Here is a 20,914-nt window from a genome sequence, read left to right on the forward strand (position 1 = left end):
AGCTATGGCACGGTGTTAATTACTCAAAACATGACCTATTAACACCGCAATTTCATTCAACTGTTATGAAAGCTAAACTTATTGCTGCAGCCTTGGTTCTTGCAGCGGCAGCCGGACTGCAGAATACCGCTGAGGGATGTTCACGAGTGCTTTACGTCGGAAACGACAGCCTGCGCATCGTAGGCCGTTCGCTCGACTGGAAAACCCGATCCCTACCAACCTGTATGTCTACCCTCGTGGCATGGAGAAGCAGGGTCACGATCTCCCGGGCGCAATCAAATGGACTTCGAAATACGGCGCTGTCTATGCCGTCGGCTATGACGGCGGAATCACCGAAGGAATGAACGAAAAGGGGCTCGTAGTGAGCGGGCTTTTCTGTAAGGGCACCGTCTATGTCAACGACACTAACAACGACCGTCCGCCGATGTCGCTCTCGATGTTCCCCGCATGGCTGCTCGACCAATGCGCGACGACCGACGAGGCTGTGGCAATGCTGCGCGAACAGAATTTCACCATCTCCGGATTGACCTTCGACAGCGGAACTGTCTCGACACTCCACTGGGGCATCACTGACGAGACCGGCAAGTCGGCAATGATAGAATTCACCCGAGGCAATCTCAACATCTACGAAGGTCAGGACATCCCTGTGCTTACCAACGACCCGAATTTCCCCCAGATGAATGCCATCAACGACTACTGGCTTGCCAAAGGGGGACGAACACCCTTCCGGGCACCGTATCAAGCCCCGACCGTTTCGTGAGAGCTTATTTCTTCGACCATCACGTCGAAAAGACAGGCGATTCTGACCTCGGGCTGTCGATCGTGCGCTCGATTCTCTACAATGTATCAGTGCCCTACACCTACACGGCCGGAGAAGCCAACGTTAGCTCCACACAATGGCGCTCGTTTGCAAATATCCGCGACCGTCTCTACTATTTCGACATCGTGACAAATCCGGGCATATTCTATGTCGACCTCAACAAATGTGACCTCCGTCCGGGAGCTCCAGTTATGAAAATCGACACATCGAAAAGCAAGGACTACATAGGCGATGTCACCTCGAAACTGTTCAAGACACAGCCTTTCACACCGATGTATTAAACCGTAATATACCCCTTTCCTTTATACACACAACACTTTATCTAATCTAAGAAACATTTCACACACCTATTAATCAAATAAAGCCTGAGGCACACGTCTCAGGCTTTATTTGCGCTTTTTCCTAAGGACACAAACCATGATAAACGAAATTGTTTTTGATGTCTGTGGGGTGAGCTTTTGCAATTCGGGGAAATTTTTCTTAATTTTGCAAAAGGTAAAAAGATCAAACATCTCCGCTCTATGCGTCAACTCATTGTCATAGCGCTCGTTGTCATCTCAGCGCTGCTCTCATCGGGAGCCGCACCGCGCTGGGAGGCTGTCGACGCGCCCGGACGCATATTTACCGAACAGCGAAGCGACCCCGAATGGACTGACGTTGCCGTGCGCGACGGTCACATATATGTGATCTCACAGCGAGAAGTCAACGTCAAGGTCTTCACGATTCTCGGCCAGCTTATCTCACAGGAAACCCTCCCTGCGGGGACTCACCGACTGCACATGAGCGCCAAGGGAATCTACATTCTGAAGATCGGCACCACAACGCGACGCGTAACCATCTGATGCCCTCTCAACACTCTTGCATGAAAGTACGTCTGATTATCAACCCTATCTCCGGCACGCGCAACAAGGCCGGACTTGACCGTCTGGTCGCCGAGTCGCTCAGCCCTCTTGGCTGGGAAGTGGAAACCGTATATACCAAAGGCCACGGCGACGCCACACGGCTTGCCCTTTCGGCTGTGGAGAAAGGCTGCGGGATTGTGCTTGCAGCCGGCGGCGACGGAACAATCAACGAGACTGCGGCGGCTCTGTGCGGGACAGGCGTAGTGCTCGGTATCCTTCCATGCGGATCAGGAAACGGACTGGCACGCCATCTCGGAATACCGATCGACATCCGCGAAGGGCTGAAAGTGATACTTGAAGACCATCCTGAAGACATCGACTACGCGACGGTCAACGACAACAAGTTTTTCTGCACGTTTGGCGTAGGGTTTGACGCAGCCGTCAGCGCGGCCTTCGCCCGCAAGAAGACACGCGGCAAGCTGACCTATATCCAGAGCACATTCGAGACATATGCCAGCTATGAGCCGGAATACTACACCATCAGTGCCAACGGCAAGAAGCTGACTGAGCGCGCCTTCCTTGTGGCGGTATGCAACGCCTCGCAGTATGGCAACAATGCCTACATCGCCCCGAGCGCCTCAATCAACGACGGTCTTCTCGATGTCACCATCATCCATGCGGGCAACACCCTGTCGACAGCCCTTGTCGGGGTCGACATGATGACCGGCATGATCGAGCGCAATATGCTTATCCACACATTCCGCACCGACAATATCGTGATCGAGCGCGAACGCCGCGGTCCGTCACATCTCGACGGTGAACCGATGGAGATGGCCGACCGTCTCGACATCCGCTGCCACCACAGTGGTCTGAGGGTGTTCACTCCGCGCACCGTCCGGCCGTTCAAGCCGATTCTCACTCCGGTGACGGCGATGTTCAACGATTTCAGAATAGCCGTTTCAAATATTTTCCAGAAAGCGTGATACCAAGACCAATCACCGGGTCTAAAAAACAGCATATTTCATCTATTCCCTTACAGACCGCTTCAGGCCGGGACAAACCCGGAAACTGATGCCGATTCCAACGGAATAGATGAAATATGCTGTTTTTGGTGTGGCTTTTGCCACTCCGCGCCCTATATCAAATACAATCAGAGAAGAATGCCTTTGGCAACAGTGTCGGCGCTATCCTGATCCTTGAGAGCCTCGATGATAGAAAGGGCAAAAGGAATAGCCGACGAGGGACCGTTGGCAGTGATGACGTTGCGGTCGACAACAACACGCTGGTTCTTGTGACGTGCGCCTCCGGCAACCACGCCCTCTTCAAATCCGGGATAGCATGTGGCATCATAGCCGTCAATTATGCCAAGCGGAGCAAGCACGACCGCAGGAGCGGCACAGATGGCAGCGATCTTGCCGCCGTTCTTGTGCTGAGCCGTGAGCATATGGCAGACATGGGCATTGTCGGCCAGATTCTTCGCTCCGGGCATACCGCCGGGAAGGATATACATTTTCGCTCCTTCAGGACAGTCGGCAAGCATAATGTCGGCTGCGACCTCAACACCGTGAGCGCCCTTTACAGCGAGGGTCGGGTTGATGGACACAGTCTCCACATTGATGCCTGCACGGCGAAGAAGGTCTACTGTCGCGAGAGCCTCGATTTCCTCGAAGCCGTCGGCAAGAAATACATAAGTCTTTTCCATAATAGTTATCTCTTCTTTCAAGTTTAAGTCAGTTTTCGTTTCAGCGCTGGCGGTAGGTTTGCAAAGAACGTACGTAAACAGAGCCATAACAACAAGAGGAAAGAGCAATAGCGAAATTTTTTTCATTGAGAGATGTATAAAGATAGGTTAGTAATAGTTGGTTTTTCATATGTAACACAAGTTAATCGCAAATATATCCATTATTTTTGATTATTTTAGTAATTTTGGAGAAAAATTACTGTTATGAGCCGTAATATCCTTACAAAATGGAAGATTCTGTACCTGTTTGGTATACTAATGTCACTGACGGTCATCACTTCATGCAACGGACGGCCGACATACCGCAGCTTTCAGGGAGGGGTCTGGAACACCACATATAATATATGCTACAATTCAGACCGCGACCTCAACGATTCGATAATCGCGGTGATGAAGCAGGTCGAAATGTCGCTGTCGCCGTTCAACGACAGTTCCCTGATCTCTCGAATCAACCGTGGAGAAACATGCGAGGCCGATTCGCTCGTCAGACGGATATTCATCAAATCGCAGGAGGTGAACCGCGCAAGCTACGGACGCTTCGATCCGACACTCGCCCCTCTCATCAATCTCTGGGGATTCGGCTACAGAAAGACCGGAGTCGAACCGACCCGCGAAATGATCGACAGCGTGATGCGCTCGGTGGGGATAGCCGAATGCCGGATAGACAGCGGAAACCTTATCGTACGCAAGACCCCGCAGACAGAATTCAATTTCTCGGCCATCACCAAGGGCTACGGGTGTGACCTCGTCGGAGAGATGCTGCGCCGAAACGGCTGCGAAGACTTCATGGTTGAAATCGGTGGTGAGATAGCCCTTGGCGGGAAAAATCCGCGAGGCGAGGAATGGCACATCATGATTGACGCCCCACTCGAAAACGACACATCAATAATCCATTCGCGCATGGCCGTGATAGCCGTAAGCGGCTGCGGAGTGGCCACCTCAGGCAACTATCGCAATTTCAAGCAGACTTCATCGGGGCGCGTATGGCACACCATCAGCACCACCGACGGACTTCCGGCCCACACCGACTTGCTGTCGGCGACTGTCATCGCACCGTCAGCAATGGAAGCCGATGCCTATGCCACCGCGTGCATGGCCATGAATTCCGACAGCGCCAGAGCAATGCTCGACAGCCTGAACGGGATAGAAGCGCTTCTGGTAACCCTAAATCCGACAGATTCAAGCTATGTCATTGTACCTACACGCGGCTTTCCTGAAATCAGAAAATGACGGTCTCAAGGAGGGATATAAAAGATAAGTGTAATTTTAACACTTTTAATTAACATTGTTAAAAGACCGAAATAAGAGCCGTTTCGGGCAGGTTTTGTGTTAAACAACATATTTTTATAACATAATTCCACAAATTCTATCTAACTTTGCAGCGTATTCGATTGTTTAGTAATTGACGAAAGTCGAAAAGCGGGTCGCTGTCTCCGTCGGAATTTCATAGAGATGGATTTCGCAGGCGGTCTGCAAAATAAGAAAAAGGTAAAGATTGTTTTATTAAAGATTGTTTTTATTAGGTTTAATTTAAATTTCTGCAACTATGAACAATATGTTTAAAGTTCTCAAGGCAGACGTTCAAATTTTCTTCCGTACTCTCGGTGAGCGAGACTGTTTTCGTCCTACCGGCGACTGCAGTTTCCGCTCTCTGGACGAGGAAAAATGAACTACACACACCACCACCCGCTCACGAGGCTTTCTCCTCACGTCTCTCGCCTCACGAGCACAATCAATTAATCCCATGTATGTTTAACTTTTAAAATGAACACATTATGAAAGTAACAAAAATGGTCAAAAAAGCCATCGAGTGGTATTGCGAATCAGCAGCACTCATGTATCGTGTCAATGACTCACAGAACTATCACGAGCTCTAAAAGTCAGGCAGATACGCCCAAACGGGACATAGAACGTCGGCTAACGACAGATTAAAAGCGGCAATAGTGCCGTCAAACCACGACAGACGTTCAGACTCGTCCCTTAACAAGTCTATCCACAGACAAAATCCAACAATATCCACGAATGTCGCATTCCCCCGTCCAGACAGGGTATGCGACATTTTTTTATCCTCCTCCATCCCCTCAAGTTACTGAAGGCCAGCCAGACATCTGCGGTGTTACAAATTTTAACAAATTCAATGTTTTTTATTAAGGAATAAATAATTAATTTTGTAACCTCACGTTGCAACAATTACACGATCGGCTATAAGAAACAAGTTGCTATAATAGATATTAGCTATATTTTTTTTAACCTATTATTATTTTACACAACATGAAACTCAAATTTTTGAGCTGTGCCGCACTACTCTGTGCCTGCGCATTCCCACTCACGTCCTGCTCCGATGACGACGACAAGACAACACCCGAAGACCGTACGGACATCCCGAAAGACAATCTGGCCCAGCCAAACCCCAAACTCGGCGACGAACCCAACGCAACTATCCCCAACATACAGTATACGACTGTGGACGAGGAGGGAGCTGCCGTCTTCAGAATCGACATGACCGGCATTCAGGACAAAGCAACCCTCGAATGGCTGCGACTGCTCGGCACTGGAGAAATCGGCCAGAACATCTGGATTGAAGTCGACGGACAGCCGAAAGGCGTAAAAGTCTACAATACAGCCGACGACAACAATGAACGCACATTGCCTATCGACCTCGTTTTCCTCGTAGACAACTCCGGATCAATGTCGCAGGAAGCCAATGCAATAGCACGCGACATAACCGCATGGGCTGAAAAGCTCTCAAAAACAAGCCTTGACATAAATTTCGGATGCGTCGGTTATGACGGGGCTATAACAGGAGCTGTAAACATCACCTCATATCAGAATCTCAGTGATTATCTCAACCGCTCCGGCATGACCGGTGTACGCCGGACAAAAGGATTCATCGGAACAGAATCCGAAATTACACTCTACAATGAAGAAAAAGGCAATTATCGCACAGGCGGAGGCGATGCCCTTGAATGTGGCATGGCAGCACTGAGATTTGCAACAGACCTCTTCTCGTTCCGCAAAAACGCCAACAGGATTTTTGTCAATTTCACTGACGAACCAAACCAGAATAATAAGATAGACCGTTTCTCAGTAGAATCACTCCTTACCGACTGGGACACGACATTGGGCACAATCCATACGGTGTACAGCGCCTCAAAGAATTCAGACAAAAATGAATCAAACCGCCTGATGTCGGAATATACCGGCGGCACTGTAATCTATACAAACAGCAGTTTCACAGGAGTGACGCTCGAAGACCTCCCCGTGACAGATGCCATGCGCAACTCCTACGTGGTACGCATCACCAACATCCGGGACCTCATGGACGGTCAGCCTCATGAAGTGCACATAACCATACTTTCAGAGGACGGTACAGTCCGTGCCGAACGCACGTTCACCGTAGTATTCGAAGCCATCTAAACGACAACAGAGGCGCACCCGCGACACGCATCGGGCGGCCAACGCTATTTCATCCGGCATAATCAGCCTCTAATCGGGCCGATTATGCCGGATGTGTCTGCAGTATATCCATATAATCAGTTTTTCAACGGGTGTCAGACTCCGGTTTGTCTTAAAAAATTTGAACTGTTGGGAAAGATTGGAAATTAAATCGTACATTTGTGGATGTAAGTCACATTTCTTCAATAAGCAACTATGTCAATATCACGAAACTTAGGCTATTCGCTCATGACCACAATGGCACTCGCGACATTTGGAAGCTGCTCGCAAAGTAAGCAGCTGTCATATCCCGCAGCACCCTCCGACGGGACAGTCGACACTATTTTCGGGATGGCCGTCCCGACAACTACCGCCCTCTCGAAAACGACACCGCAGCCGAAACCCTCAAATGGGTGGAGGCCGAGAACGCAGTAACAAATGCCTATCTCTCAAAAATCCCCTTCCGCTCGAAAATCAATTCGCGCCTGACCGAGCTTAACAACTATATGAAGCGCGGTCTGACCTATCGTGAAAACGACGGAATGTTTTATTTCTATGAGAACGACGGCTTGCAGAACCAGTCGATTCTCTACCGCAAACCGACCCTCGACTCAACCGAGCGCGAGGTGTTCCTCGACCCCAACAAGCTCAGCGACGACGGGACTGTGGCCCTCACCGGCGTATTCCAGTCGAAAGACGGCAAATATACAGCCTACACCATCAGCCGCAGCGGCAGCGACTGGACTGAAATCTACGTGATGGACACCAAAACCAAGGAGCTCCTTCCCGATCACATCAAGTGGGCCAAATTCACCGGTGCAGCATGGGACGGCGACGGATTCTACTACAGCGCCTACCCCACACCCGAAGCAGGCAAGGAATTCTCAAACGCCAACCAGAACCACCTTGTATATTATCACAAAATCGGCACTCCGCAGAGCGAGGATACCGTGGCGTTCAGCGACCCGGCTCATCCGTTCCACTTCCACTCGGCCGACGTGGCAGAATCGCAGCCGACCGTGTTTATCAGTGTCGGCGGCCAAGGTGTGGGCAACGAGCTGAAGGTGCGCAAGAACGGCGCATGGGTGACAATGGCACCGACACAGGAATACAGCAACGGTGTCGTCGATGTCATCAACAACAAGATATATATCCTGACATCATACGGCGCACCCAAAAACCGCCTCATGGTAGCCGATCTGGCCAACCCTTCAATCGAAAACTGGAAAGAACTCGTGCCTGAGGCCGAAGGAGTCCTGACCGGAGCACAGTTTGCCGGCGACAAACTTTTCCTCACCTACGAGAAAGACGCCGCCAACCAGATTGCCATCTACTCCATCGACGGCAAAAAAGAGGGCGACATGAAGCTTCCCGGCTATGGTTCGGTCGGTCTCTACACCGAACGCAAATATCCCGAGGATATCTACTACACATTCACCTCGTTCACCTCACCTGCGGCACAGTATGCCTACGACATAAAGACCGGCGAAAGCCGCATGCTTTTCCAGCCTGAAATCAAGGGCGTGAATCTCGACGACTATGTGACCGAACAGGTGTTCTATACCTCGGCCGACGGCACAAAAGTCCCGATGTTCCTCACATACAAGAAAGGTCTTGAGCGCAACGGCAAGAATCCCGTCTATCTCTACGGCTACGGCGGTTTCAACGTGTCGCTGACACCCGGTTTCTCCCCAAACCGACTCTTCCTGCTTGAAAACGGAGTCATCTATGCACAGGCCAACCTCCGTGGCGGCTCAGAGTATGGCGAGGCATGGCACGAAGCCGGAACGAAGATGAACAAGCTCAATGTGTTCAACGACTTTATCGGCGCGGCCGAATATCTCATTGACGAAGGCTGGACATCGCCCGACTATCTCACAATCGAAGGCGGCAGCAACGGCGGTCTGCTCGTAGGCGCGACAGTCAACCTGCGTCCCGACCTCTTCAAAGTCGCTATCCCCCGCGTAGGCGTGATGGACATGATGCGCTACCATCTCTTCACCATCGGCTGGAACTGGGCATCGGACTACGGCACGAGCGCCGATTCTCCTGAAATGGCCAAGTATCTTTTTGAGTACTCGCCCATCCACAACATCAAGAACGACGGCACACCCTATCCGGCAATACTCGTCACCACCGCCGACCATGACGACCGCGTAGTCCCCGCGCATTCCTTCAAGTATGCCGCCACACTTCAGGCATCCGACACCGGCGACGCGCCCAAACTCATCCGTATCGACTCCAAGGCCGGCCACGGTGCGGGCAAACCAATCGCGAAAGTGCTTGAGGAATACACCGACATGTACTCATTCATGTTCGAAAACCTCGGCATAGAGCCTAAATGACCCGCAGTCACCAAGTTTTAAGATTTAGAATTTAACAGCCTCTGAAGGCTACTGAAAAAAGTTTATGGTTTAAGGCCGGAAAGGTCTTAAACCATAAACTCAATTATAATGAACAAGTTACGACTTCTCCCAGCAATCCTGCTGACAGCTTTTCTAAGCAGCTGCTTCACAGGTGTGGAATACACCCCGCGAGTAGGCGCACGCGAAGTGAAACGCGAAAATATCACAGTCACTCCCGAAGACACATTTCTTGCCGGTGTCACCGATGAGAGCCTCGGAGAATGGAGACCCGGAAAACGCTTCAGTGTCACCAACGACAAAATACGCCTGATTTTCGGCGCCACCGCTTCGCCCTACGACTCGCTCGGAGGAAAGACCCTCATATTTACCGGCGCTAAGGAAGCTCCTTCTATAACAGGAACATCGGTCACCGACATCAGTTTCACAGCCGAGTCGTGCGACGGACGTACCTTTGTCTACCGTATCAACCGCCCTATCGCCAAAGTGAAGGAACAAGGGCCGCTTAGCGTGCCGTTCACCATACAGGAAAGCCTTGTCGACGATGCCCGGAAACTAATGGACGGACAGCATTACTATGTGCTCACGCGCACATGGCGCGATGACTCAGACAATTCGCTCAACGGCCGTCAGTTCGTGCCGGTGACTGTCGACTCCGTGACCCCGGCAACGACATCTATCCTATCAAGGTGTCGTTTACCGACGAGCGCGGCACTTCGGCTCGCCTCTTCCTCCATCCCGGTCCGCGAAGCTACACTCCGCGCTCATTCCCGGCGCTGTTCTCATTCACAAACCCAAGGCTGAAATATCCGTCAATCACCGACGATATGTGGGACAAGATTATCAACGGACGTGTCGCGCTCGACATGACCCGCGAGGAATGCCGGCTGGCACTCGGCGCACCACGCGAAGTCGACCGAGGCGCTGACAATTCATACATACGCGAGGTGTGGCTCTATGAAAACGGCATCTATCTCGTGTTTGAAGACGGCATATTGAAGTTATACCGCCATTGAACCCCTCCCCCCGGCTCTGCGTTAGATATAATGGAGGCTGCCTGACGGCGGCCGGCTGCATTGAAAACATATCTGAACAAAAAACATAACAGAGCTATGATTACTGTAACATATCTTGACCACAGCGGGTTTGCAGTCACAACCCCGCAGGCTGTCATGGTGTTTGACTACTACAAAGACCCTGACAAGAAACTCGAAAAGGTGTTGAACGACAATCCGTCGAAAGACGTGGTGTTCTTCGTGTCACACCATCATCCCGATCATTTCAACACCTCGATATTCGAACTTGCGCAGGAACGCAAGCGCACTTATGTCCTTTCCAACGACATCTTCTCTAAGCTTGTCCCCCAAAAGGGTATTTCCGTCGCGTGGATGTCGGCCGGCGATGTCATTGACCAGATTCCCGGGTCAAAAGAAGTGAGGGCCTACGGCTCGACCGACGCAGGCGTAAGCTACGCCATCACCACCGCCGAAGACGAAGTGATTTTCCATGCCGGCGACCTCAACGACTGGCACTGGAGCGAGGAATCGACCGAACGCGAAGTTGCCGAGGCTCAGGCCAAATTTGAAAAGATCGTCAACCGCATCGCCGAGGACATTCCTGAAATAAAGATCGCCATGTTCCCCGTCGATGCCCGTATGGGAGCTGATTTTGCCAAAGGTGCTGAAATTTTCCTCTCGAAAGCCAAGGTCGACAACTTCTTCCCGATGCACTTCTGGGGCGAACCGCAGAAGGCATGCGATTTCCAGTCGTATGTCCCCGCCGGCTCGACAACCAAGTGCCACTGCCTCGACAAACCCGGCTGCAGCGTGGAAATCAGATAGATGACAACAATTATAATCAGATTTTATATTCCCTGCATATTCACGCAAGTATGAACCAATAGGTAACGTATTCACAAAAATAAAAAAGGACCATCCTTCATCGAAAAAGCGTAAAAGGATGGTCTTTAATTATGTGTGACGGTCATTAAGCGGCATAGTTAAAATTCCCGCTCAGACAGTCCTGTCATTCTTATTCGTTTGTCTTGGCGGGGACGGCCACGGGGTTGGGGGCGGAGTTGGCCTTGCCTGCCTCCCAGCCGAGCGCGCTCGCGCCAAGGACGGCTGCATCGGCTTCCTTAAGCTCTGAGGGGATGACCTTGACCTTGCCCTTGAAGATATGGAGCATGTTTTTCTCCATCGACTCGCGCAGAGGACGCATCAGAAGGTCGCCCGACTTGGCAAGACCACCGAAAAGGATAATGGCCTCCGGCGAAGAGAACACGGTAAAATCAGCAAACGCTTCACCGAGGATATTGCCGGTGTATTCAAAAATCTCCTTAGCAAGTTTATCGCCCTTAATGGCAGCGTCGTAGACATCCTTTGATGTTATCGCATCAATCGGGAGCTCGCGGAGCAGCGATTCGTCCTCGCGGATTTCAAGGAACTCGCGGGCAGTGCGAGCGACACCTGTGGCCGAGCAGTATGCTTCGAGACAGCCTGTGCGGCCACATCCGCACAGACGGCCGTTGTTGCGACGGATTATTGTGTGGCCAAGCTCGCCGGCGAAACCGTCGTGGCCATAGACAAGCTGACCGTTGATGACGATACCGCTGCCGACGCCTGTGCCGAGTGTAATCATGATGAAATCGCGGAGACCGCGGGCCGCGCCGTAGGTCATCTCGCCGATTGCTGCCGCGTTTGCGTCGTTGGTGATGGCCACTGGTATGCCGAACTTCTCGCTTACAATCTGCGCGAGAGGCAGCGGCGATGGCCACGGGAGATTAACCTTGCCTTCGATTGTGCCGGTGTAATAGTTGGCGTTTGGAGCGCCGATGCCTATGCCGAGAATCTTGTCGAGAGCATCGTTGGCCTCAAGAAGACGGATAACTTCGGTGTGGAGCTCGTCGAGATAATCATCGAAATCAGCATGCTTCTGAGTCTTGATTGATGAACTTGCAAGCACAACGCCACGGGCGTCAACAATGCCAAACACGGTGTTGGTTCCACCTATGTCGATACCTAAAACATAAGGTTTAATCATTGGATTTGATTTTTGAGATTGTTTTATTTAGGATTAGTGAGATACAAAATTACAAAATCTTTCGTGCCACAGAAATATTTTAAAAATTTTATGACTAATTTAACGCAACAAAGGGATTCCGCATCTGATGAAACGCGGAATCCCTCTGTTTAAAAGTCGTTATAAGAAACTTATCTCTCTCAGAATTTTAATATCACACCTGCATTAGCCACAAATCCGTCAAGCGGAGCGTATATGTCGCGAAATTCGGGATTAGTGACGCTTCCGGTGTAAATGGTGTCGAAACGAGTCTGACGACGGTCAGTGAAGTTTTCAAAGTTTGCATAGATTGAAAACCTGTCCCATATCTTTTGAATCATAAAACCCATTGTGACATAATCTTTTCCCATAAGACCGTCGGTCAAATGCTGTTTTCCGACATAGTAAAGTTCATATCCTATGCGCCAGCTGTCTTCAATCTCATACATCAGCATGGAATTCAAACGATGTTTAGGTGTGAGAGTCTTAGCATATCTATGGCCGTTTTCTCTCACGACAGCATCAGTGTAGGTATAACCGAGAAAGAGGCTAAAATCAGAATACATTATCTTAACATTGGTCTCAGCACCCTTACTGTTCATATTACCTGCTATGTTATAGAATCTGTAGAGACCGTCAGACTCCTGCTTCAGTTCAAGCGGATGACGGAGATATGTGTAGAAAAACAACTGATTCAATGTGAAAATCACACGCCCGTCAGCAAACGATGTGCGGTAATTAAAATCGACATTCGCACCATAGCTCCGTTCCAGTTTGTTAAATTTCCTGTCAATCGGCAACACGTTTTCATATTGCAGCCTTTCGCTCTCTTCTGAGAATATCGACGGCGGTTTGTAGCCGAAACCTCCACCTATGCGCGCCGAAAATTTACTGTTGATTTTAAACAATGCCGACAGACGAGGCAAAACCGCAAAGCCATAATCGCTGACATAATCACCTCGCAGTCCTGTCTCAAGAATGAATCTGTCACTCAGGTTAAGCGTGTTCTGGACGAACGCTCCAAACGTATTTATTGAAAAATCGCGGACAGGCATGGGGGTCAACTGCTTTTCGCTGAAATGTTCGGTCCATACGTTAAGACCACCCACCCATTCGCTCCGCTTGCCGGAGTTCACATAGGAAACTTCGCTGAATGACGACCACTGATCTCCGTCAAAACGATAGTCCGGAATGGAAATCTTACGGCGGAAGAGAGTCACACTGTTTTTCACGTTAAGACTGCCTGCCTCATTGAATTTATGTCTGACCGACAAACGGGAGCTATAGCGCTGCGACCTGTTACGCTCGAAGTATGGATGCTCTTCAGTGTGTCCGTTACGGATATAATCCATATCCCCTCCCAAGCGGTCTTCGACCATCGCTTCAATCCCCAGATTAGCCGTAGTATTTTCACCAGGATAGAAAAACAAAGTCGGGTTAAGCGTAAAGCGGTCAAACTCAGGAATGGCAGTAAAACCTACGTCTGACGGGTCATAAGCCCAGTTCCGGTTATATGACGCAAAAACCGTCGTGCCGACCTTTCCGAAACGCTCTCCATAGAATGAATTGACATCAAGTCCCTTAGCGGTCGTACCATTGAGTTGAATCTGAAAATCACGTTTCTCTTCAGGGGTTTTAGACACAAGGTTAACAAGTCCGGCGATAGCGCCCCCGCCGTAAAGAGTACTTGACGAACCTTTGATGATTTCAACCTGACGCAGATCAAGAGGCGGTGTCTGCAGAAGTCCGAGACCGGCGGCAGCTCCCGAAAACGCAGGAAAACCATCCTTCAGTATCTGGGTGTATTTTCCATCAAGACCCTGAATCTTAATAAGTGAATTTCCGGATATAGCGGATGTCTGCTGGGTCTGAATACCGGTGCTCTCGCTGAGGAGCATCCTGATATCTCCGGGCTTCATCAGACTTTTTTCCTCGAGTTCTTCAGACCCGATGAATTCAACACGGGTCGGGAGATCATTAAATGTGCGCGTGCCACGCGTTGCGGTAACCACTACTTCTTCAAGTTCATTCTCATCTTCCTCAAGCGAAATCACATTGATGTCACCGGGATTAGCCAAAGGAAACACAAACTTTTTGCGTTCGGTCTCATATCCCACACAAGAGAATACGATTGTCTGTGGACCGTCAGGTATACCAGTTATGGTAAGGAAACCGTCGGCATCCGCTATCGCCCCTTTATCAGTTCCCTGTATTATTGCTGTCGCGCCCACAAGGGTCTCTCCACAATCTCCGTCTATGATTTTTGCCTTGAATATATTTTGAGCGCAAACAGCCTGTAGCGACAAGACCATTACCGCTAATAAAATTGAAATCTTTTTCATTGATAATTATTGTATAGTGAATTTTGATTAATACATACCGTCTCATGCCAAAACTATCTTTCGGCATGTACGTGTCAGAGAGGGAATGAAAAAAATCATCCCTGCAATGTCATTAAAAATCACTAACAATAAAGCGGCGGGGGAGTGTCAACTGAAATAAAGGCTTCTTGGATACGAGCCGTCGGAGCATATTCCATTACAGCATGGCAACAAACCACAGGTTCAACAACTTTAACCCGCCTGACGGCCTCAAATCCGGTGCAGGTCGAGCATGCTATAAATGGAGAACAACAATCACATCCGTAATCATCACCACATGTCCCCTCACACTGACATTCAGAGCCACGAAGCGCACACATGTCCTTCTCCAATGCCGGAGCAGTACACATGAGCATAACAAATAAAAGAAGTATGAGCGAGATAAAACGCATTTAAATGATGATTACAATCCTAACGGACTGCAAAATTAAGAAAAAAACTAATACAGATCACGAAAACAGTTTGGTTTAACATTCTATAACACAAGGATTGTCAGAGCCATGATTGCCATACCGACGATGACGCCTAAAAGAGAAAGATGATGATGGCCGAAGCTTTCGGCGCTTGGCAGCAGCTCGTCGAAAGCTATATACACCATGATTCCGGCCACAGAGGCAAGACAGATGGCATTGACCATCGGAGACCAGAACGGAAGGAGGAAGGCCATGCCGACAAGCGCCCCGGCCGGTTCGGCGAGACCCGATATGAGCGAGTAGCGCAGTGCCTTGCGGCGGTCGCCTGTGGAATGATAGATCGGGACGGAGACAGCAATCCCCTCCGGGATATTGTGGATGGCTATCGCCACCATGATCGGCAGCGCCACTTCAAGACCGTCGAGACATGAAATAAAGGTAGCCATTCCCTCGGGGAAATTATGGATGCCGATGGCGAGAGCCAGCATCGTGCCGGTACGTTTCAGCTTGTGATGGCTGTCAGACCTCTCCAGCTCATTCATGGTGTGTGTCTCATGAGGATTCTCATCCTCGGGGACAAGATAGTCGATGGCGGCTATCAGCCCTATTCCTCCGAAAAAGGCTGCAAGCATTATTGATGTGGCCACGCGGTCAGAGTAGATGGCTTCGAGCGACTCGACAGCCTGTGGCATAAGCTCCATGAATGAAATGTAGACCATCACGCCGGCCGAAAGTCCGAGCGCACCAGCCAGCATACGGGTGTCGGTGCTTCGGGTGAAAAAAGAAATCAAAGCTCCGATTCCTGTCGACAGACCGGCCAAAGCCGTAAGTCCCAAGGCAATAAGTATGGTTGATAATTCAGGCATGAAAAAAATATTGAAGCGTTGTAAAAAAAGTTGTCCAAAAATTTGGCAGAATAAAAACAAAGCAGTAATTTTGCACTCGCAAACGGCTCCTTAGCTCAACTGAATAGAGCATCTGACTACGGATCAGAAGGTTACAGGTTTGAATCCTGTAGGAGTCACTAAGGTTAAGGAAAAAGCCATTCCGACGGGTCTACTTCGGGATGGCTTTTATATTTTTCTTACAATTCGTACGATGGAGATTATGTTCATTTGCGGCGTAAGGCATTTACTTTCTGGTGAAGCTTCTCGACTTCAGCAAGTGTGACCGCAGCTACGGCGAGAGTTGCAACCTGAAGTGTTGCATGAATAATGCAGTGGAGAAGTTTGTGACGGTGGCAGGATGCCTCCTCATGATCATGATGTTTGATAATTTCCATAATAGATAGTTTTTTTATTCGTGAATCAATCCCGGGCGAAGACTCAACCGGCAGAGCGGGACAAGAGCATCACCCTTACATCATCTAAAACGCCCCACCGCTTTTTCGGTTCAGACAATTAACTTTTATTTCACAGCGCTACTGCCCCAATAGCTATGCGCCGCTGAAAAAGACTACAGGGCTGTCATCGCGACAGCCCTGTAGTCTTTTAACCTTAAATCTAATACCATGAAAACACAGTGCAAATATAGTAACTTGTCTTTAAAACGAACCATACAGTAAAAAGGTTCACGGACATTTCATTTTTTGAAAAATTTTTCCCGATACCACGACAAGACATAACGACAGACTGACGGAACGTCTGACTATCGGGCTGACGGCAATAAAAAAGCTAAAAAACAAAGGGCTGTCATCACGACAGCCCTTTTGTTCTTTAACCTTAAATCTAATACCATGAAAACACAGTGCAAATATAGTAACTTGTCTTTAGAACGAACCATACAGTAAAAAGGTTCACGGACATTTCATTTTTTTTGAAATTTTTTTTCCGATACCACGACAAGACATAACGACAGACTGACGGAACATCTGACTGTCGGGCTGACGGCAATAAAAAAGCTAAAAAACAAAGGGCTGTCATCGCGACAGCCCTTTTGTTCTTTAACCTTAAATCTAATACCATGAAAACACAGTGCAAATATAGTAACTATGTCTTTATAACCTCGGGCAGCCTGAAAAGTTCACGCAAGCAGCCGATTTAACATAAGTTAACACTACGGCTCAAAAAAATGATGTAATTTAGCATCTTGAAAAGCAATCTGACAGATAATTACACTCTGACGATTAAATCGTACCGAGACAATCTGACGGAGATTAATTAAACCGAATACGTAATATATTTAATGAGTACCCGCCTTTTAGTAATAGACGACGAAGAGTCAATCTGCGAAATCCTGAAGTATAATCTTCAGAAAGAAGGATATCTGGTCGACACCGCCTATAGCGCTGAAGAGGCATTGGAAATGGATCTCACCCCCTACGACCTTTTCATCGTTGACATCATGATGGAACGTCTCAGCGGATTTGACTTTGCCAAACGCCTGCGCAACTCATCTGAAATGGAAGACGTGCCAATCATTTTCTGTTCGGCTCTCAACGGCGAGGACGATACTGTCATGGGGCTGAACATCGGGGCAGACGACTACATCACGAAGCCGTTCAAGATAAGCGAGATGCTTGCAAGGGTCAACGCCGTGTTGCGTCGCACCCAGATTGCACGCCGTGCGCGCGAAGCGACATCTGCCGTCTTACACGACGGACTCGAACCCCAGATCGTATATCAGGGACTGCGCATAGACCCCAACGAAAAAATCTGCTATCTCGACGGAGATAAGGTCGCACTGACCAAAACCGAATTCGAGATACTCGCCTTTTTCCTCACGCGCCGCAACCGCATCTATTCGCGCGAGGAAATCATACGCCATGTGTGGGCCGATGACGTAGTGGTCACAAACCGCACGATTGATACCAACATCACACGTCTCCGCAAAAAAATCGGACATTACGGCAACAACATCGAAACTCGCTTAGGGTTCGGCTATGGGTTTAAAGAGAAGGATTAACTACCAGTGGAGACTCTTCCTGCCGATTGCGACAGCGCTGTGCATCGTGTTCGGTGCCATAATATTCTATCAATATAAGAGAGAGGCCAACTATCGCGCGCAGGTGTTCAACACCGAAATCGACCTGATCGACAGCCGCATTCTTGACGCATACCGTCAGGATGTCAATCTGCGTACATTCCTGTCATTCATCCAGCAATTTTTCCAAGGCTCGATGTTTGAGGGAGTGCGTGTCAGCGTCTACACCGACGACCGCCTTACATACTCGCTCGGCACCCCCATCCCCCTTGACATGACCGATGTCGACATACGTAAACGAAGCGCTACGTACTCAAACATAGAAGGATCTGACGGAGAACGTCTTGTCCGGCGCGAAGAAGACAAACTTTATTTCTTCTCCAAGGTCAAGAGCGACGACGGCAAGGTCACGGTCTGCACCGCGATGCCCTACAGCGATAATGTCCACGATGCCATCGACATCGACATGAGAGTGTGGCTCGTGATTCTGTCGGCCCTTGCCGTAACCCTGATCATCGCCTATCTGTCTACCCGGATATTGTCGCGCAACGTAGTGCTGCTGCGCGAGTTTGCCTACAATGCTGCCTCAGGTGGAAAAGTCAGGGAGGACTACGAATTCCCGCGAAACGAACTGGGCGACATATCCCGTGAAATCCTCAAATTCTATCATGACCGCAACAAGAGTCTCGAAACAATAAAGCGCGAACGCAGGATATCAATACACGCCATCGAAGAAAAAGCCAAGATTTCGCGTCAGATGACCAACAACATCAACCACGAAATCAAAACTCCGGTCGGAATCATACGCGGTTATCTCGAATCAATCCTCGGCGACCCGGAAATGGACGACCAGACGCGCACCCGCTTCCTTGAGCGCATGATGACCAATGTCGAGCGACTGACCTCGCTCCTCAACGACGTATCGACAATGACCCGCCTCGAAAACGGCGCTGACATGATAGCCGTTGAAAGCGTCAACATGCACGACCTCGTCTACCAGATTGAATATGACCTTCCGGCCAACAACCTTGCCGGAAAGATGGAATTCCAGTTCGACATCCCGCTGGACTGCGAGGTCACAGGCAACTACAGCCTGCTCAACGGCATGGTGTGCGGACTCATCAAGAATTCGGCTCTCTATTCGGGAGGAACCGAAATACACCTCAACATGATTTCTGAAAACGAACGGTTCTACGTGTTCAGCTTCTATGACAACGGCAACGGTGTAGGTGAAGAGCATATCCCCCACCTGTTTGAGCGGTTCTACCGTGTCGACAACGGACGCTCACGTAAAATGGGCGGGACAGGACTCGGACTGCCGATCGTCAAGAGCACCATAGACTCTCTCGGAGGGACAATCTCGGTTCACAACCGTTCGAAAGGCGGCCTTGAATACATATTCACACTGCCAAAATACGTTGATAAAGACTGAAACAATCCTCACGCACCCTTCAAGTAAGAATTTTTCACCGATTATCGGTGAAAATGTCGACTAATCTGCACAAAACCGCCTTTTAGACAAAAAAACAGTCTTAAATTTAGTAAATTCAGATAATAATGCTTAAATTTGCATTGCAACCCGTGACGCTTTGCACTGTTTCTGTCGCACGATAGCATCCCCGACACTATATTTTGTAAAGTTCACATGCTCCCCTCTCTCATCTCATCGATTCATCACTTTCGATGTACTTCTTGCAATACATACAGGCTTTGTGCTTAAAATAATACTCTTTAAAACATCCTTATAATCGAAAGCTAATTTTTATGGGATACTGGACAATAAACTCTCTCATTATCTTTGCTTTGTGTGCGCTCCTCGCAGGTGTGCTCATCCCTCAGATTCTTTTGATTGCCTACCGTCGCAATCTTTTCGATGAAGTCAACGAACGCAAGATTCACAAAGGTCTTGTCCCCGTCTGGGCGGCATCGCGTTTGTCCCCGTGATTATCGTTTCAATCGCCGTGCTGCTGGAAGGCAACATAAAGTTGGGCTATTCAATGTTTTCCGATGCACTTTCCAATTGCTACCTTCCGCTCCTTTCCACCTTCATCGCACTGCAGCTCCTCTACCTGACCGGCCTTGCCGACGACCTTATCGGTATCAAGTACCGTGCGAAGTTTGTGGTTCAGCTCATCTGTGCCATCTTCCTGCTTGGCGGAGGCGTATGGTTCTCCAGCCTCGGAGGCGTTCTCGGAATCGGTGAAGTGTCACCGTGGTTCGGTTACCCCTTCACAATCGTTGTTCTCGTGTTCCTCATCAATGCCATCAATCTCATCGACGGAATCGACGGACTCGCATCGGGTCTCAGCTCTATCGTATGTGTCATCTATGGTGTCGCATTCATGTTCCTCAGCGAATATGCTCTTGCCATAGTCAGCTTCGGCACACTCGGCGTACTCATCCCCTTCTTCTATTATAATGTGTTCGGCGATGTCAACAAACACAAGAAAATCTTCATGGGCGACACCGGTTCGCTGACAATCGGCCTTATCCTCGGTGTGCTCGGAACAATCCTCTATGTGCATCCCAACAACAACATGCTCGGTGTCAACCCGTCGATCATCGCATTCTCACCCCTGATTGTCCCCTGCTTCGACGTAATCAGAGTCTACATGCTCCGCATACGTCAGCACCGCAGCCCCTTCCTCCCCGACAAGAGCCATATACACCACAAGTTCCTTGCAGCAGGCATGAAACCGCGCATGGCCATGATTACAATCGTCAGCGTATCGGCGCTGTTCACCATCATGAACTTCGCTCTCGCCTCATATATGAAAGTGAACATCAACATCATCGTCATAATCGACGTTGTGGTCTGGACTCTCGGAAACTACTGGGTTTCACGCAAAATAAAGACCTATCAGGCATCACTTGGCTCAAAGAATGCCTAAAGACATACTGAATCAGCCGCAGCCGTGGCCAACGGCAACGCAGATA

Annotated in this window: 19 protein-coding genes, 1 tRNA gene and 1 pseudogene; 16 read left to right on the forward strand and 5 right to left on the reverse strand. The window is 49.5% G+C overall.

Going from position 1 to position 20,914, the window contains the following annotated elements; genetic code table 11:
- The first annotated feature begins 136 nt into the window (after positions 1 to 136).
- The 4 genes from E7747_RS17210 to E7747_RS04010 all read left to right on the forward strand — a co-directional run bounded on the left by E7747_RS17210 (position 137) and on the right by E7747_RS04010 (position 2,645).
- Positions 137 to 760 (forward strand): linear amide C-N hydrolase, encoded by a 624-nt coding sequence (locus tag E7747_RS17210; protein WP_136414255.1) that lies wholly within the window; start codon positions 137 to 139, stop codon positions 758 to 760.
- Positions 757 to 1,101 carry a linear amide C-N hydrolase gene (locus E7747_RS17215; RefSeq protein ID WP_168185223.1) on the forward strand — a complete coding sequence of 115 codons (345 nt, stop codon included), beginning with the start codon at positions 757 to 759 and terminating at the stop codon, positions 1,099 to 1,101. Before E7747_RS17210 ends, E7747_RS17215 begins: the two co-directional genes overlap by 4 nt.
- A gap of 240 nt (positions 1,102 to 1,341) precedes the next feature.
- On the forward strand, positions 1,342 to 1,662 hold the full coding sequence (locus E7747_RS04005; RefSeq protein WP_136414259.1) for a T9SS type A sorting domain-containing protein: 321 nt from the start codon (positions 1,342 to 1,344) through the stop codon (positions 1,660 to 1,662).
- Positions 1,663 to 1,682: 20 nt separating this feature from the next.
- The gene (locus E7747_RS04010) at positions 1,683 to 2,645 is read left to right on the forward strand and encodes a diacylglycerol/lipid kinase family protein (RefSeq protein WP_168185224.1); all 963 of its coding nucleotides are present in this window, start codon (positions 1,683 to 1,685) and stop codon (positions 2,643 to 2,645) included.
- 167 nt (positions 2,646 to 2,812) lie between these two features.
- Here E7747_RS04010 and E7747_RS04015 read toward each other — a convergent pair whose 3' ends face one another.
- Positions 2,813 to 3,385 (reverse strand): DJ-1 family glyoxalase III, encoded by a 573-nt coding sequence (locus E7747_RS04015; protein WP_228449248.1) that lies wholly within the window; start codon positions 3,383 to 3,385, stop codon positions 2,813 to 2,815.
- Between the two features lie 222 nt (positions 3,386 to 3,607).
- Between E7747_RS04015 and E7747_RS04020 the strand changes: the two genes are divergently transcribed.
- The 6 genes and pseudogenes from E7747_RS04020 to E7747_RS04045 all read left to right on the forward strand — a co-directional run bounded on the left by E7747_RS04020 (position 3,608) and on the right by E7747_RS04045 (position 11,042).
- Positions 3,608 to 4,633, forward strand: coding sequence for an FAD:protein FMN transferase (locus tag E7747_RS04020; protein WP_123615613.1), 1,026 nt, complete (start codon positions 3,608 to 3,610; stop codon positions 4,631 to 4,633).
- 1,041 nt (positions 4,634 to 5,674) lie between these two features.
- A complete protein-coding gene (locus E7747_RS04025) occupies positions 5,675 to 6,820 on the forward strand; it encodes a vWA domain-containing protein (protein ID WP_136414263.1) in 1,146 nt (381 codons plus the stop codon).
- Between the two features lie 267 nt (positions 6,821 to 7,087).
- Positions 7,088 to 9,183 (forward strand): annotated as a pseudogene (locus E7747_RS04030) (prolyl oligopeptidase family serine peptidase).
- Positions 9,184 to 9,291: 108 nt separating this feature from the next.
- Entirely contained in the window at positions 9,292 to 10,005 is a 714-nt protein-coding gene (locus E7747_RS04035; RefSeq protein WP_136414266.1) for a hypothetical protein, read from the forward strand.
- A gap of 23 nt (positions 10,006 to 10,028) precedes the next feature.
- Positions 10,029 to 10,217: a hypothetical protein gene (locus E7747_RS04040; RefSeq protein ID WP_136414268.1), complete on the forward strand. Its 189-nt coding sequence runs from the start codon at positions 10,029 to 10,031 to the stop codon at positions 10,215 to 10,217.
- Between the two features lie 96 nt (positions 10,218 to 10,313).
- Positions 10,314 to 11,042 carry an MBL fold metallo-hydrolase gene (locus E7747_RS04045; protein WP_136414270.1) on the forward strand — a complete coding sequence of 243 codons (729 nt, stop codon included), beginning with the start codon at positions 10,314 to 10,316 and terminating at the stop codon, positions 11,040 to 11,042.
- 190 nt (positions 11,043 to 11,232) lie between these two features.
- On the opposite strand, the gene E7747_RS04050 is transcribed toward E7747_RS04045, so the two are convergent.
- Positions 11,233 to 12,243 (reverse strand): ROK family protein, encoded by a 1,011-nt coding sequence (locus tag E7747_RS04050; protein ID WP_123615609.1) that lies wholly within the window; start codon positions 12,241 to 12,243, stop codon positions 11,233 to 11,235.
- 179 nt (positions 12,244 to 12,422) lie between these two features.
- Complete coding sequence (locus tag E7747_RS04055; RefSeq protein WP_136414272.1) at positions 12,423 to 14,603, reverse strand: TonB-dependent receptor; 2,181 nt, start codon at positions 14,601 to 14,603, stop codon at positions 12,423 to 12,425.
- 203 nt (positions 14,604 to 14,806) lie between these two features.
- Between E7747_RS04055 and E7747_RS04060 the strand changes: the two genes are divergently transcribed.
- A complete protein-coding gene (locus E7747_RS04060; protein ID WP_136414274.1) occupies positions 14,807 to 15,007 on the forward strand; it encodes a hypothetical protein in 201 nt (66 codons plus the stop codon).
- Between the two features lie 110 nt (positions 15,008 to 15,117).
- Here the strand turns inward: E7747_RS04060 and zupT are convergent, their stop codons facing one another.
- Complete coding sequence (gene zupT / locus E7747_RS04065) at positions 15,118 to 15,921, reverse strand: zinc transporter ZupT (RefSeq protein ID WP_136414276.1); 804 nt, start codon at positions 15,919 to 15,921, stop codon at positions 15,118 to 15,120.
- A gap of 84 nt (positions 15,922 to 16,005) precedes the next feature.
- On the opposite strand from zupT, the gene E7747_RS04070 reads away from it, so the two are divergent.
- A tRNA-Arg gene (locus tag E7747_RS04070) sits at positions 16,006 to 16,079 on the forward strand.
- 87 nt (positions 16,080 to 16,166) lie between these two features.
- Here the strand turns inward: E7747_RS04070 and E7747_RS16485 are convergent.
- A complete protein-coding gene (locus E7747_RS16485) occupies positions 16,167 to 16,337 on the reverse strand; it encodes a hypothetical protein (protein ID WP_168185225.1) in 171 nt (56 codons plus the stop codon).
- 902 nt (positions 16,338 to 17,239) lie between these two features.
- On the opposite strand from E7747_RS16485, the gene E7747_RS04075 reads away from it, so the two are divergent.
- The 4 genes from E7747_RS04075 (at position 17,240) to E7747_RS04085 (ending at position 20,868) form a co-directional block, all read left to right on the forward strand.
- A complete protein-coding gene (locus E7747_RS04075) occupies positions 17,240 to 17,959 on the forward strand; it encodes a response regulator transcription factor (RefSeq protein ID WP_136414278.1) in 720 nt (239 codons plus the stop codon).
- Entirely contained in the window at positions 17,937 to 19,409 is a 1,473-nt protein-coding gene (locus E7747_RS04080; protein WP_136414279.1) for a sensor histidine kinase, read from the forward strand. Before E7747_RS04075 ends, E7747_RS04080 begins: the two co-directional genes overlap by 23 nt.
- A 332-nt stretch (positions 19,410 to 19,741) precedes the next feature.
- Positions 19,742 to 19,921, forward strand: coding sequence for a hypothetical protein (locus E7747_RS16885; RefSeq protein ID WP_228449249.1), 180 nt, complete (start codon positions 19,742 to 19,744; stop codon positions 19,919 to 19,921).
- A complete protein-coding gene (locus E7747_RS04085) occupies positions 19,918 to 20,868 on the forward strand; it encodes an MraY family glycosyltransferase (RefSeq protein WP_228449250.1) in 951 nt (316 codons plus the stop codon). The genes E7747_RS16885 and E7747_RS04085 overlap by 4 nt, the downstream gene beginning before the upstream one ends.
- Positions 20,869 to 20,914: the final 46 nt, after the last annotated feature.

The organism is Duncaniella dubosii (assembly GCF_004803915.1).
Classification (GTDB): Bacteria; Bacteroidota; Bacteroidia; order Bacteroidales; family Muribaculaceae; genus Duncaniella; species Duncaniella dubosii.